Source organism: Variovorax sp. J2L1-78 (assembly GCF_030317205.1).
Taxonomy (GTDB): domain Bacteria; phylum Pseudomonadota; class Gammaproteobacteria; order Burkholderiales; family Burkholderiaceae_C; genus Variovorax; species Variovorax arabinosiphilus.
Genome location: NZ_JASZYB010000004.1, coordinates 704,555 through 717,827, shown reverse-complemented (window position 1 = coordinate 717,827; position 13,273 = coordinate 704,555). Strand labels below are relative to the sequence as shown.

Below are 13,273 nucleotides of genomic sequence, written 5' to 3'. Positions count from 1 at the left end.
CACAGACCGAGCGACGTTGAGCCTGCCGGGCGCCCGACGGCGAACTCTGCGCGATTGCGCCAGCGCGTGTTCTCGCTACACGCCGGCGCCACGCGTGCCCGGTCGCGCGTGTTCCAGCCATCTTCGGCCAGGCGAATCTTTTGCACGGCGGTGTCACGCGAGAAGGGTGAGAGTGGGAGGCGCGTTTCCATGTCTGGGCCAGTCCTGATGCCGATGTGCCGCCATCGTGGCCGGTTCACGCTGCAGCGATCCCTGTCTGAAGGCCACCCCCGTCACCACCCTGTGGTGGATGTTGCTGCGGCTTCGCGTGCCTACGCTGGAGCGGTCGTCATCGCCCGGACCAGGATCGCGGTGTCGCAGGAAATCTTCTCCGGCTCGCGCTCCCGCGGCAGGGAGAAGTTCAACAACCCTTGACGAGGACTGAACATGGACAAGCTCACCCCCCGCGCCGCTTCGCCGGCCGACATTCGCTACGAACGGGCCAAGATCGACGGCGTCGACGTCTTCTACCGGGACGCAGGTCCCAGGGATGCGCCGGTGCTCCTGCTGCTGCACGGCTTTCCGACGTCGTCGCAGATGTTCCGCAACCTGATCCCGCAGTTGACGGACAAGTTTCGCGTCATCGCGCCGGACTACCCGGGCTACGGCCAGAGCGAAAGCCCTGATCGGTCCAAGTTCGCCTACACCTTCGAGAACTACACGAACATCGTGGACACGCTCACCGTCCATCTCGGCGTCGAGCGGTACGCGCTCTATGTGATGGACTACGGCGGCCCGGTCGGATTCCGCCTGGCCGTCAAGCACCCGGAGCGGGTCACCGCCTTCGTGGTCCAGAACGGCAATGCCTACGAGGAGGGCTTCGGCCACCCGTTCTGGGACGGCATCATGGCCTACTGGAAGACCGGTGCTGCCAAGGAACGCGAGGCGATTCGCTGGTTGACGACGCTCAAGGCGACCTACTGGCAGTACAGCACCGGCTTCAAGGACCAGTCGCTGGTCAGTCCCGACGCATGGACGCTCGACCAGGCCTTGCTCGACCGCCCGGGCAACGCCGAAATCCAGCTCGATCTCTTCTACGACTACCGGACCAACGTCCCGCTGTATCCGTCGTGGCACGAGTACTTCGTGAAGTACCAGCCGCCGATGCTGATCACCTGGGGCGCGAACGACGAGATCTTCCCGGCGTCGGGAGCGGCTCCCTACAAGCGCCACCTGCCGAACGCCGAGATTCACATGTTCGACACCGGCCACTTCGCGCTCGAGGACCACGGCCCGCAGATCGGTGCGTTGATCCGCGAGTTCCTGCAGCGCGTCGTCCGCTGAGTGCGCCGACTCGGCACCACACGAAAGGATTGACCATGGCACATGTACTCTCAACAGGCGGCGGCCAAGCGCTGCTCGACGCGGCCGACGCGGCCGTCCTGCTGCTCGACCATCAGTCGGGTCTTCTGCAGACGGTCAGGGACATCGAGATCAGCGAACTGAGGGCCAACGTCGCCTCGCTCGCGAAAGTGGCCACCTTGATGGGGCTTCCGGTGATCACGACCGCATCGGTGCCGGACGGGCCGAACGGTCCGCTCATCGCCGAGGTCGAGCAGTTCGCCCCAGACGCGACCTATGTCTCGCGCAAGGGGGAGATCAGCGCGTGGGACAACGAAGACTTCGTGAACGCCGTCCGTGCCACCGGCAAGAAGACACTGGTGATCGCCGGCATCTGGACCAGCGTCTGCGTGATGCTGCCGGCGCTGGACGCCGTCGCGGCAGGGTTCAAGGTCTACGCGGTCATGGACGCGTCGGGCGACCCCAGCACGCTGACCTCCCGGACCACGCTCGCCCGCTTCGCGCAGGCTGGCGTGGTTCCGACGAGCATCAGCGCGGTGGTGTGCGAGCTGCAGAGAACCTGGAACAGGCCTGACGCCGCGAAGTACGCCGAGATCTACGCCCTCTTCTCACCGCACTACGCGGCTGTCATCGAGAGCTATCAACGCGCGCAACAGGCGGCGAAGAAGTAGCTCGGCGAACGCTCGCTGAAGACGTGCACCCCCCGAAGGGGTTCACGGGCCCCGCTTCAGCGAACCGTCCGGTCCGCCGCACAGGTGGCGGTGCCGGGCCTCGCGCTTGGCGAACCAGCGGTCCGTGACGATGTAGCCCACGGTCATCGCCACCACCAGCAGCGCACCGGACAGCACCGGCGGCGCGGGTGAAGGGATGCCGATCCAGCGGCACAGCGCACCGATCGCCACGCCGAGCAGAAGCCCGAGCGCGATCTTGGCCTTTTGCGTCGTGGCCGCGGTCATGCGGCGCCGCCCATCAGACGGTCCACGCCGATGAAGCCGAGGGTGATCGCCAGGACGAGCAGGGCGCCCACCAGTTTGGGTGGCGCGGGCAGCGGCAGATCGAACCAGCGGCACGCAAAGCCGATCCCGAGGCCGAGGAGCAGGGAGATCGGCAGGTCACTCATGCGTGCACCGCTGGATCAGGCCTCGCTGCGAGGCGATCCACATGGCTTCGGTTCGACACTGGGCGCCCAGCTTGGAAAGGAGCGCTCGCACATGGGACTTGACGGTGCCGACGGAGACCTCCAGCAGACGCGCCACCTCCTTGTTGTTTCGACCCCGCGAGACCAATGCCAGGACCTCGGACTCTCGCGCGGTCAGGGCAGGCAGCGCCAGGCTGTCCGCGATGCAGATCGATGCGGTGCTGCACAGGTACCGACGCCCCGCGGCGACGACTCGGACGGCCATCCGGATTTCGTCCGCGGAACAGGACGCCGACACATAGCCGAGTACGCCGGCTTCCAGCGCTGCTCTGACGTTCGCGTCCTGCGCGATCGTGGACACGACGAGCGTGTTGGGCCCTCCCGGCTGCGACGGGTGCCGCCGCTGAAGGGCGGCGTCATGGTCCAGAACCACGACGTCGGCCGCGTGCAACTGCCCGGAGGGCGAATCTGCCGGCAGGACATGAAACTCGGACCAGGCGTCGAGGATGCGACGAAGTCCGGCGTTGACGAGGGCATGCTCGTGCTGGATATCCAGCACAGCGGGCTTGCGAGGGGGCATTGCGGTACTCCATGGGTCTAGAGCCACATGGTCGGTGGTCGGCGCCGCGAGGAACAGTAAATTCTGGTCAATCCGGTCAGACGAGCGTGTTCCCCACCTCTATTCCTTCGGGCCATCTGCGGTGCCACCGATGGGGGGTGCCTGGCGTTCCGCCGGGGCCTACGCTTGGGTGATCAACTCTGGGCGGTTGCCGATATGCCATTCCCCTGTCGCGTGCACTACAAGACGATCGAGGTCCGCGGGATCGAGATCTTCTACCGTGAAGCGGGCGATCCGAAGAAGCCGACCCTGCTGTTGCTTCATGGGTTTCCCTCGTCGTCCCACATGTACCGGGAGCTTATCCCGCTCCTGGCGCAAGACTTCCATCTGGTGGCGCCCGACTACCCCGGCGCCGGCTTCAGCGAGCATCCGCCGGCCGAGAAGTTTTCGGCCACCTTCGAAGGCTTGGCCGACGTGATGGCCGAGTTCGCGGTGCGCGTGGGTCTGAAGACCTATGTCCTGTACATGCAGGATTTCGGCGGACCGGTCGGTTTTCGCATGGCGCTCAGGAATCCTGATGCGGTCAGGGGCATCGTCATTCAGAATGCCAACGCGTATCTCGAAGGCATCGCACCGGATCAGCTGGAGGGGATGCGCGCGCGCGCCTGCGGGCTCACGGCCGAAGGGCGCAGGCAGGTCGCGCAACTCGTCTCGCGAGCGTTCACTCTCTTCACGTACCAGACGGGCAGCCGGAACTTCGACGCCATCGACCCGACGGGCTGGAACCTCGACGTCTTGCTGCTCGAACAGCCGGAGGTCAACCGGATCCAGACGGGGCTGATGCTGGACTACTTCAGCAACGTCACGGACTACCCGCAGTGGCAGGCGTACCTGCGATCCCGGCAGCCCAGGACGCTCATCGTCTGGGGGAAAAACGACCCCATCTTCCTTCCTTCGGGGGCCGAGGCCTACCTGCGCGACGTCCCTGGCGCCCGCCTTCGCTTTCTCGATACCGGGCACTTCGCGCTGGAGGAAGACGTCCACGCCATTGCAGACGAAGTGCGTGGGGCGTTTGCCGGCACGTAGCATTCCTCCACCCAGGGCCCGCATTGCGTGACGAGGCGAAGCGACAATGCCCCCATGATCCCCCTGCAGACGGAACCCGCGCGCCACGTCCTCCGGACACTCCCCAACGGCGTGAGGCTGCTCGCCATTCCCATGCCGCATGTGCAAAGCGCCAGCGTCGGCGTGTTCCTTCGTGTCGGCTCCCGCGACGAGACGCCGGCGACCAACGGCATCGGCCACGTGCTGGAGCACATGGCGTTCAAGGGGACCACCACCCGCTCGGTGCAGGCCATCAACCTGGACGCGGAGCGGCTGGGCGCGGATGTCAACGCGTTCACGGGCAAGGACATGACCGGCTATTTCATGACGGGCCTGGGCCGGCACGCCGAACAGCTGACGCGCATGACGGCCGACATCGTGCTCAACAGCACCTTTCCCGCGCATGAACTGCAGCGCGAGCTGGACGTCATTCGCCAGGAGGCCATCGAGTACGAGGAAGACCCGCAGGACAGCTCCAGCGAACTGCTGGACCGCGCCATCTGGGGCGATGACCCGATGGGCATGCCGGTGATCGGCACCGTCGGCAACATCGAAGGCTTCACCCGGCCCGACCTGCTCCGCCACGTGCAAGCCCATCAGGTCGCGGAAAACACCGTCGTCACCGCGGCCGGGAACTTCGACGTGGACGCCTGGCTGGTCCTCGCGACCGAACTCTTCGCCACCATGCGCCCTGCGACGGAGCTGCCCGTGCGGCCCGTGCCGACGCCGGCGACGTACGTCGGTGATGCCCTGGCCCGGCGCTTCACGCAGGTCTCGCAGGCCTTCCTGAACATCGCCTTCCCGTTGGCGCCTGCGCAGCCGGAGGAGATGCCGCAGCCGCGCTGGCGCCTGGCGGCGTCGCTGGCGGCCAACCTGTTCGGCGGTGGGATGTCGTCGCCGCTGGTCGACACGGTCCGCGAGCGGCTCGGCCTGGCCTACACGGCCCACGCCACGGTGGACAGTGGCGACGTCTGGGCCAACTTCGTCGTGCACGCGGTCACCACCCCGGACAAGCTCGACGCGCTGGTGGCGGCCACGGGCGACCTGCTGCGTGCGCAGGCCACTGCCATCGATCCGGTCCATCTGGAGCGGGCGAAGAACCAGCTGACCGTCTCGCGCGTGCGTGCCGCCGAGCGGACCTACGCGACCATGGAGCAGGCCGTCGAAGAGCTCTTCGCCAGCGGGACCGTGACGCCGATGGCCGAGGCGATGGCGATGATCGACGACATCGGCGCGGAGGAGGTGCGGACGGTGTTCGAACGCATGCTGGCCCACCCCCCGGCGCTGGCGTTGACCGGCAAGGGCGCCAGCGCGCGCACCGCGCGGCGCTTGGCGGCATGCCTGGCTGCCGGCGCCCACCCGCCGCACTGAAGGGATTCGCCATGACCGCACGCATGACACGGGGCACTGCGTGACGATGGATCTGCGCGATCTCCAGTATTTCGAGGTCATCGCCGAGCTCGAGCACATGGGGCGTGCCGCCGAGCGGCTGCACCGCACGCAGCCCGCGCTGACCAGTTGCGTCCGGCGTCTGGAGGAGGCCTGCGGCGCCGCGCTCTTCGCGAAGACGGGGCGCGGCATCACGCTGACCACGGCCGGCCATGCCTTGCTGAAGTGGGCGCAGCGGACGCGTTTCGACGTCGAGAGCGCCCGCCGCGAGATCGGCGACATCGGCCGCGGCCTCAAGGGCACGATCAGCGTGGGCATCGTCCCGACGGCGGCGCAGTTCCTGCTCCCGCCCGCCGCGCGCGAGCTCATGGCGGAGGCGCCAGGCATCACCCTCCGAACGACGGTCGGCCTGGGCGACATCCTGACGCCGCTCCTGCGCGCCGGCGACATCGACCTGATGGTGGGAACCGAAGGGATCAAGGAGCCGGGCTTCACGTCGCAGTTCCTCGCGGAGGACCTGATCGTCGTCGCGGCCAACAGCACGCACGAGATCTTCGGGAAGCCCAAGCCCACGCTCAAGGACCTCCGGGGCTACCGGTGGGTGCTGCAACCGCCCGGGGCGCCCACGCGCGACTGGCTCGACCAGACCTTCGACCGGCACCGCCAGCCGCGCCCGATCGTGCAGGTGGAAAGCACGATGCTGCTGATGCTTCCCAGCCTCATCAACGAAACCGGCCTGCTCAGTTTCATCTCGCGCCTGCATCTGCAGGAAGGGCGTTCCGGTGCGGCCTTGCGCGAAGTGCAGATCCGGAACACGACGATGCGCCGGCGCATGGTGGTGACCTACCGCGAGAGCGGCTACGTGTCGCCGGCGGCGCAGCGGCTGATCGGCCTGCTGGCCAAGCACGCGGCCACGACGCTGGGTTGATACCAAAAGTCAGATTTATCGATTTCAAGAAATTATTGATTAGACCGCGCTGATCGCAGCGCGAATACTTGCCTCCCACGAACGCACCGGCCCATCCACAGGGCCGGGCAGTTCGATCCACGGAGACAAGTCCATGCCGACCTTTCGCACTCGCCGCGCCGCTTCGCGTCGCCTCCTCATTGCTGTCGCCGCCCTCTCGGCCGGCGCCCCTCTCCTGGCCCCGATCAGCGCATCCGCGCAGGCCGCCTATCCGTCGCGTCCGATCCGCTTGATCGTGCCGTTCCCCGCAGGCGGCGGCACCGACCTCATCGCCCGCGAGGTGGCCAACAAGGTGGTGACCTCCAACGGCTGGTCGATCGTCATCGACAACAAGCCGGGCTCCGGCGGCAACCTCGGGGTCGACGCGGCCGCCAAGGCCGTGCCCGACGGCTACACGCTGGTGCTGGGGCAGACCAGCAACCTGGCGATCAATCCCACGCTCTACACCAAGCTGCCGTACAACGTCGAGAAGGACCTCACGCCCGTCGGCCTGGTCGCGAGCGCGCCGCTCGTGCTCGTGGTGTCCTCCGACTCGCCCTACAAGACCCTGGCCGACGTCGTGGCCGCGGCCAAGGCCACGCCCGAGGCGCTGAACTACGCGAGCTCGGGCAGCGGCACCGTCGCGCACCTGGCCACCGAGCTGTTCCAGAAGACGGCGAACGTCCGGTTCACGCATGTGCCCTACAAGGGCGCGGCGCAGGGGTCGACCGATCTGATCGGCGGGCAGATCCAGATGTACATGTCGTCGATCCCGACGCTGATCGGCCACATCAAGAGCGGCAAGATGCGCCCGATCGTCGTCACCTCGCTCAAGCGCACCGCCGACCTCCCGAATGTGCCCACCGTGGACGAATCCGGGTTCAAGGGTTTCGAGGCCGCGACATGGTTCGGCGTTGTCGGCCCTGCCGGTCTGCCCAAGGAGGTGGTCGCCAAGCTCAACGCCGCCTTCAACAAGGCCATCGAGGACCCCGAGGTCAAGCGCAAGCTCGCGGCCCAGGGCGCGGACGTGAGAGGCAGCACGCCGGAAGCCTTCGGCGCGTACATCCGCTCGGAAACGGTGCGCTGGGGCAAGGTCGTCAAGGAGTCCGGCGCCAAGGTCGACTGACGTCGCCACGAAGTCGGAGCCCCCAGATGCAGGCGTTGGAACACGACCCGCTCGGCGCACCGTTCTCCGCGGGGACGGGCCGCACGAGCATCGACGTGCCCGCAGGCGCATGCGACTGCCATGTCCATGTCTACGACAGCCGGTATCCGGCGGTGCCCGGGGCACGGCTGACGCCGCCGGACGCGAGCGTCGCCGACTACCGGCAGCTGCAGCGGCGCACAGGCACCGAGCGCGTCGTCTTCGTGACGCCGTCGACCTACGGCACCGACAACGGCGCGATGCGCGCGGCGCTCGCTGCCTTCGGCGACCGTGCGCGCGGCGTGGCGGTGATCGACGAGCGGATCGGCGACGCCGAACTGCAGGCGCTGCACGACAGCGGCGTGTGCGGCATCCGGATGAACCTTTCGCTGGGTGTCACGCATTCGCTGGACCAGTTGGAGGCCCTGGCCCGGCGCGTCGCGCCCCTGGGCTGGCACCTGCAGCTGCTGGCACCGCCCGACGTGCTGGCCGCCCTGGCGTCCCGCCTTGTGCAGTTGCCGGTGACCGTGGTGTTCGATCACCTCGCCCGCATCGCGCCGTCGCAGGCCGGCACGCACCCGGCGCATCGATGGGTGCTGCGCATGCTCGACAGCGGTCGGGCCTGGGTGAAGCTGTCGGGCGCCTACATCGTCAGCGAAGCCGGCCCGCCCGGCTATGCCGACGTCGATGCGCTGGCGCGCAGCTACCTCGCGGCCGCACCCGAGCGGGTCGTGTGGGGCAGCGACTGGCCGCATGCCTCCGCCACGGCCGGCCACCAGCCGATGCCCGACGACGCGCGGCAGATCGAACTGCTCGCCGCCTGGACTCGGACGGCCGATGTCCTTCGGCGCGTGCTCGTCGCCAACCCCGCCGTGCTCTACGGCTTCGACCTCCCACCTCTGGACCAACGCCCATGATTTCTCGCGATCGACGCACCTTCGGTGCCTTTGCCGTGTCCTGCATCGCCCTGGCCAGCCTGCCTGTCCGCGCGCAGGGGGACTGGCCCACGGGCCGCCCCATCACCTGGGTGGTGCCGTACCCGCCCGGCGGCACGACGGACATCCTGGGCCGCGCGATCGCCCTGCGCCTGAGCACCTCGCTCGGCGCCACCGTCATCGTCGACAACCGCGCCGGCGCGACCGGAACGATCGGTTCGGCCTTCGTCGCCAAGGCGCCGGCAGATGGCTTCACGCTGCTGGGGACGTCCATCGGCCCCCAGGCCATCGTGCCCAGTCTCCTGCCCAAGATGCCCTACGACCCGGTCAAGGCCTTCGAGCCGGTCACGCTGATCGGCACGATCCCGCACGTCCTGATCGTCGGCAGCAGCCAAACCTTCCGCACCGTGGCGAGCCTCGTGGCGGAAGCGAAGGCGAAGCCGGAGGCACTCTCCTTCGCGTCCGGCGGCAACGGCACCATCCTGCAGATGCAGGGAGAACTGCTGCGCCTGCAGACCGGCGCGCGCATGACGCACGTGCCCTACAAGGGCGACACGCCGGCCATCCAGGACGTGCTTGCGGGCCATGCCACCTTCATGTTCGCGCCCGTCGCCGCGGCGCTGCCGCACATCCAGAGCGGGCGGCTGCGCGCTCTGGCCGTGACCTCGGCGGCACGCCTGAAGTCGCTGCCCGACGTGCCGACCATGGGCGAGGCGGGCTTCAAGGACTTCGTGGTCGAGCAGTGGCAGGCGGTCTATGCGCCCGCGGGCACGCCAGCGCGCGTGGTGCAGCGTCTGCACCAGGACATCGTGCGGATCCTGAAGGAGCCCGAGCTGGTCGCGATGGCCGACAAGCTCGGCGTCACCCTGGTCGGCAGCACGCCGCAGCAGCTCGCCGACACCCAGAAGGCCGACCTCACCAAGTGGGCCCGCGTCATCCAGGACGCCAACGTCAAGGTCGACTGACCGCCCGGTTCCCTCCCATCCCTTCCTGATTTTCTTTTCTCTCGAAAGCCAACCATGTCCACCAACGCCCCCGACATCCTTCGCGACTTCGAACGCGTCCCTGCGCACATCGTGGCCCGGGCGGCCGAACTGCAGCCCGCCATCCTGGCCGACGTGGCCGGCCGGCGCGGCGCGATGCACGGCCGCATCAAGGCGCTGCGTCCGCGCATGAAGCTCGCCGGCACCGCTTTCACCGTGGAAGTCCGCCCCGGCGACAACCTGATGATCCACGCGGCCATCGCCATGGCGAAGCCGGGCGACGTGCTCGTCATCGACGGCAAGGGCGACCAGAGCTCGGCGCTGATGGGCACGATCATGATGACGGCCTGCCAGAAGCTCGGCATCGCCGGTGTCGTGATGGACGGCGCCTGCCGCGACAGCATCGAGATCGACGAGATGGACTACCCGGTGTTCTCGGTCGGCACCAACCCCAACGGCCCCACCAAGGCCATCGGCGGGCGCATCGGCCACCCGGTCTCGGTGGGCGACGTCACCGTGTACCCCGGCGACTTCGTGATCGCCGACGGCGACGGCGTGGTCGTGGTGGAGCGCGAGAAGATCGAGTCCCTGCTGCCCGCGGCAGCCAAGAAGGTGCGCGACGAAGCGGCCCGCATCGCCGCCATCAAGGAAGGCGACACCGCTGCCAAGTGGCTGACCAGCGCGCTGCGCACCGCGGGCGTCCTCAAGGAAGGGGAGACGCTGTGAGCAAGATCCTGGTGACCGGCGCGGACCTTGCGCCGCAGGCGCTGGCCCTGCTCGAAGGCCACGAGGTCGTGTACGCGGGCAAGACGCCCACGGAGGATGGACTGATCGCGCTCTGCAAGACGCATGATCCCGTCGCGATCATCGTGCGCTACGGCAAGGTGGGTCCGGCCATGATGGACGCGGCACCGTCGCTCCGGGTGATCTCGAAGCACGGCAGCGGCACCGACACCATCGACAAGGTGGCCGCCAAGGCGCGTGGCATCGAGGTGGTCGCGGCCGTGGGGGCCAATGCGGCGGCCGTGGCCGAACAGGCGCTGGCGTTGCTGCTGGCCTGTGCGAAGTCCGTGGTGCAGCTGAACGCCCGCATGCATGCGGGCCACTGGGACAAGGCGACGCACAAGAGCCTCGAACTGGGCGGACGCACCGTCGGCCTGCTCGGTCTCGGCGCGATCGGCCAGCGCTTCGCGAAGATGGCCGATGCCATGGGGATGCGGGTCATCGGCTTCGATCCCTATGCGACGAACCTTCCGGCGTACATCCAGTCGGTGGACCTCGGCACCCTCTGGCGCGAGTCGGACGCCATCTCGCTGCACTGCCCGCTGACCGACGACAACCGCGGCCTGATCGATGCAGAGACGCTGGCGAAGTGCAAGCCGGGCGTCGTCATCGTCAACACCGCACGCGGCGGTCTGATCAACGAGGCCGATCTGCTGGCGGCGGTCCAGTCGGGGCAGGTGGCGAGCGCTGGCCTCGACAGCTTCGCGGTGGAGCCGATGACCGCCGGGCACCCTTTCCAGGGTCAGGAACGCATCGTCCTGAGCCCGCACATCGGCGGCGTCACGGGCGATGCCTACGTGAACATGGGTGTGGGCGCTGTGAAAAACCTGCTGGCCGTGCTGGCGCAGCGGGCCACGGCCAGCGCCTGACGCGCCAGCCTGGCGGCGTGACCCAGTGCCCCCGGCATCCGTATCGATCGAGAGAAAACACCATGTCCCACTCATCCCGCCTACACCGCTTCGCGATGTCGATCCTGGCGACGGCCGCGCTGCTGGCCGGCCCGGCCTCGGCACAGACCGCCGCGTATCCCACCAAGCCGGTCCGCATCGTGGTCGGCTTCTCCGCGGGCGGCCCGACCGACGTGGTGGCCCGCGCCTTCGCGGACTTCGCATCGCGCGCGCTCGGGCAGCCCTTCGTGGTGGACAACAAGCCGGGCGCGAACACCATCCTCGCCGCGGAGGCGGTCGCCAGCGCGCCGGCCGACGGCTACATGCTGCTGGTGGGCGCCACCAACCACACGATGATCCCGGCGCTCTACAGCGCGCGGGTCAAGTTCGACGCGGTGCGTTCCTTCGCGCCGATCTGCACGGTCGCGGTCAGCCCGACCGTGCTCGTGGTCGGCCCGGCCTTGCAGACGCCGACGCTGGCGGCGTTCCTGCAGCAGGTGAAGGCCTCGCCAGGCCAACGCACCTATGCGACACCCGGGACCGGCAGCTCCGGCCATTTCGCCAGCGAGCAGTTCACCCGGCTGACCGGCACGACCATGAACCACATCCCGTACAAGGGCGCCGCGCAGGCCGTGACGGACCTGATGGGCGGGCAGGTCGACAGCTCCTTCGCGACGCTGGGCTCGGTGCTGCCGCAGGTGCAGTCCGGCAAGCTCACGGCGCTTGCGGTCGCCTCGCCGCAGCGCTCGGCGCTGTTGCCGAAGGTGCCGACCTTCGAGGAGGCGGGCGTCAAGGGCTACAGCGCCGATGCCTGGTACGGCCTGCTCGCGCCGGCCGGAACACCGCCGGCGATCGTCGCCGCGCTGGAGAAGGCCGCCCAGGCCTTCGCGCAGGCGCCCGCCACGGTCGAGAAGCTGCGCGGGCTGGGCATGGATGCGCAAAGCGTGTGCGGCGCATCCTTCGGCACGCAACTGCAGCGCGAGGTGCAGAGCTACAGCCGCATCGCGCGCGAGCTCGATCTGAAGACCGAGTGACGAATCCGCGCGCCGCGTCGCGGCGCGCTTTCCAAAGAAAATTAGGAGACCCTTTCATGCCCATGCTTCGTTTTTCCGTGACCCGCCGCATCGCTGTTGCGGCCATTGCCCTGACCGCGCTCGCGGCGCACGCCGCCTTCCCCGATCGCCCGATCACGATCGTCGTGCCCTATGCCCCGGGCGGCGCTGCCGATGCGGTCGCCCGCGTGCTGGCCGCGCGCATGGGCGAGAAGCTGGGCACCAGCGTGATCGTGGACAACCGTGCCGGTGCCAGCGGCACGATCGGCGCGGCCTACGTCGCCAAGGCCGGCGCCGATGGCTACACCATGCTCTACGACGCCACGCCGTACTCGATCAACCCGCATCTCTTCCCCCGCATGCCCTATGCGGCGGATGCGCTGCAGCCCCTGTCGCTGGTGCTGGTGGCGCCCAACGCGCTGATCGTGAAGGCCGATTCGCCCTACAAGACGGTGGCGGATCTCGTCGCCAAGGCGAAGGCCACGCCCGGCAAGCTGAACTTCGCCTCGGGCGGGAGCGGCACGGTGCAGCGCCTGGCCACGGAGCTCTTTCGCCAGAAGCTCCAGCTCGACATGGTGCACGTGCCCTACAAGAGCGGCGGGCCGGCCATTGCCGACTTGATGGGTGGCCAGGTCGACTTCATGTTCGGCACCGTGGCCGCCACCTATCCGCTGATCAGCGCCGGCAAGCTGCGCGCGCTGGCCGTGTCCTCGCCGCAGCGCTCGCCGCGCCTGCCCGACGTGCCCACGGTGGCCGAGACCGTGGTCCCCGGCTACGAGGCCTTCGAGTGGAATGGCATGTTCCTGCCGGCGAAGACCCCGAAGGACGTGGCGGACAAGCTGCAGAAGGCCGTCGTCGACGTGCTCAAGGAAGACGAGGTGCAGCAGCGCCTGAAGGACCTGGGCGCCCAGCCCGTGGGCTCCACGCCGGCCGAGTTCGCGGCCTTCCTCAAGAAGGAAGACGCGAAGTGGGGCGAGGTGGTGAAGAAGGGCGACATCAAGCTGGATTGAGC

15 protein-coding genes and 1 pseudogene are annotated in these 13,273 nt (G+C 68.4%); 12 read left to right on the top strand and 4 right to left on the bottom strand.

What is annotated here, in order from left to right; genetic code table 11:
- Window positions 1-29: 29 nt before the first annotated feature.
- Window positions 30-191 (bottom strand): annotated as a pseudogene (locus QTH86_RS26100) (DUF1348 family protein); the annotation flags it as partial.
- 235 nt (window positions 192-426) lie between these two features.
- On the opposite strand from QTH86_RS26100, the gene QTH86_RS26095 reads away from it, so the two are divergent.
- Both QTH86_RS26095 and QTH86_RS26090 read left to right on the top strand, forming a co-directional pair.
- On the top strand, window positions 427-1,323 hold the full coding sequence (locus QTH86_RS26095) for an alpha/beta fold hydrolase (protein WP_286649074.1): 897 nt from the start codon (window positions 427-429) through the stop codon (window positions 1,321-1,323).
- 35 nt (window positions 1,324-1,358) lie between these two features.
- A complete protein-coding gene (locus QTH86_RS26090) occupies window positions 1,359-2,012 on the top strand; it encodes an isochorismatase family protein (RefSeq protein ID WP_286649073.1) in 654 nt (217 codons plus the stop codon).
- A 42-nt stretch (window positions 2,013-2,054) separates the two neighbouring features.
- Here the strand turns inward: QTH86_RS26090 and QTH86_RS26085 are convergent, their stop codons facing one another.
- The 3 genes from QTH86_RS26085 to QTH86_RS26075 are packed head-to-tail and all read right to left on the bottom strand — an operon-like array spanning window position 2,055 to window position 3,059.
- Window positions 2,055-2,297 carry a DUF1427 family protein gene (locus tag QTH86_RS26085; RefSeq protein ID WP_286649072.1) on the bottom strand — a complete coding sequence of 81 codons (243 nt, stop codon included), beginning with the start codon at window positions 2,295-2,297 and terminating at the stop codon, window positions 2,055-2,057.
- Window positions 2,294-2,461 carry a DUF1427 family protein gene (locus QTH86_RS26080; RefSeq protein ID WP_286649071.1) on the bottom strand — a complete coding sequence of 56 codons (168 nt, stop codon included), beginning with the start codon at window positions 2,459-2,461 and terminating at the stop codon, window positions 2,294-2,296. Before QTH86_RS26080 ends, QTH86_RS26085 begins: the two co-directional genes overlap by 4 nt.
- Complete coding sequence (locus QTH86_RS26075; protein WP_286649070.1) at window positions 2,454-3,059, bottom strand: response regulator transcription factor; 606 nt, start codon at window positions 3,057-3,059, stop codon at window positions 2,454-2,456. The genes QTH86_RS26080 and QTH86_RS26075 overlap by 8 nt, the downstream gene beginning before the upstream one ends.
- Window positions 3,060-3,272: 213 nt before the next feature.
- Between QTH86_RS26075 and QTH86_RS26070 the strand changes: the two genes are divergently transcribed.
- The 10 genes from QTH86_RS26070 (at window position 3,273) to QTH86_RS26025 (ending at window position 13,271) form a co-directional block, all read left to right on the top strand.
- On the top strand, window positions 3,273-4,124 hold the full coding sequence (locus QTH86_RS26070) for an alpha/beta fold hydrolase (protein ID WP_286649069.1): 852 nt from the start codon (window positions 3,273-3,275) through the stop codon (window positions 4,122-4,124).
- Between the two features lie 54 nt (window positions 4,125-4,178).
- Window positions 4,179-5,513, top strand: a complete 1,335-nt coding sequence (locus QTH86_RS26065; protein ID WP_286649068.1) for a M16 family metallopeptidase — start codon at window positions 4,179-4,181, stop codon at window positions 5,511-5,513.
- 46 nt (window positions 5,514-5,559) lie between these two features.
- Window positions 5,560-6,459, top strand: coding sequence for a LysR family transcriptional regulator (locus QTH86_RS26060; RefSeq protein WP_286649067.1), 900 nt, complete (start codon window positions 5,560-5,562; stop codon window positions 6,457-6,459).
- 133 nt (window positions 6,460-6,592) lie between these two features.
- Window positions 6,593-7,603, top strand: a complete 1,011-nt coding sequence (locus tag QTH86_RS26055) for a Bug family tripartite tricarboxylate transporter substrate binding protein (protein WP_286649066.1) — start codon at window positions 6,593-6,595, stop codon at window positions 7,601-7,603.
- Window positions 7,604-7,629: 26 nt separating this feature from the next.
- Entirely contained in the window at window positions 7,630-8,538 is a 909-nt protein-coding gene (locus QTH86_RS26050; RefSeq protein ID WP_286649065.1) for an amidohydrolase family protein, read from the top strand.
- Entirely contained in the window at window positions 8,535-9,521 is a 987-nt protein-coding gene (locus QTH86_RS26045) for a Bug family tripartite tricarboxylate transporter substrate binding protein (protein ID WP_286649064.1), read from the top strand. The genes QTH86_RS26050 and QTH86_RS26045 overlap by 4 nt, the downstream gene beginning before the upstream one ends.
- A 54-nt stretch (window positions 9,522-9,575) precedes the next feature.
- The gene (locus QTH86_RS26040; RefSeq protein ID WP_286649063.1) at window positions 9,576-10,265 is read left to right on the top strand and encodes an RraA family protein; all 690 of its coding nucleotides are present in this window, start codon (window positions 9,576-9,578) and stop codon (window positions 10,263-10,265) included.
- Window positions 10,262-11,191, top strand: a complete 930-nt coding sequence (locus tag QTH86_RS26035; RefSeq protein WP_286649062.1) for an NAD(P)-dependent oxidoreductase — start codon at window positions 10,262-10,264, stop codon at window positions 11,189-11,191. Before QTH86_RS26040 ends, QTH86_RS26035 begins: the two co-directional genes overlap by 4 nt.
- A gap of 62 nt (window positions 11,192-11,253) precedes the next feature.
- The gene (locus QTH86_RS26030; RefSeq protein WP_286649061.1) at window positions 11,254-12,243 is read left to right on the top strand and encodes a Bug family tripartite tricarboxylate transporter substrate binding protein; all 990 of its coding nucleotides are present in this window, start codon (window positions 11,254-11,256) and stop codon (window positions 12,241-12,243) included.
- Window positions 12,244-12,305: 62 nt separating this feature from the next.
- Entirely contained in the window at window positions 12,306-13,271 is a 966-nt protein-coding gene (locus QTH86_RS26025; RefSeq protein ID WP_286649132.1) for a Bug family tripartite tricarboxylate transporter substrate binding protein, read from the top strand.
- Window positions 13,272-13,273: the final 2 nt, after the last annotated feature.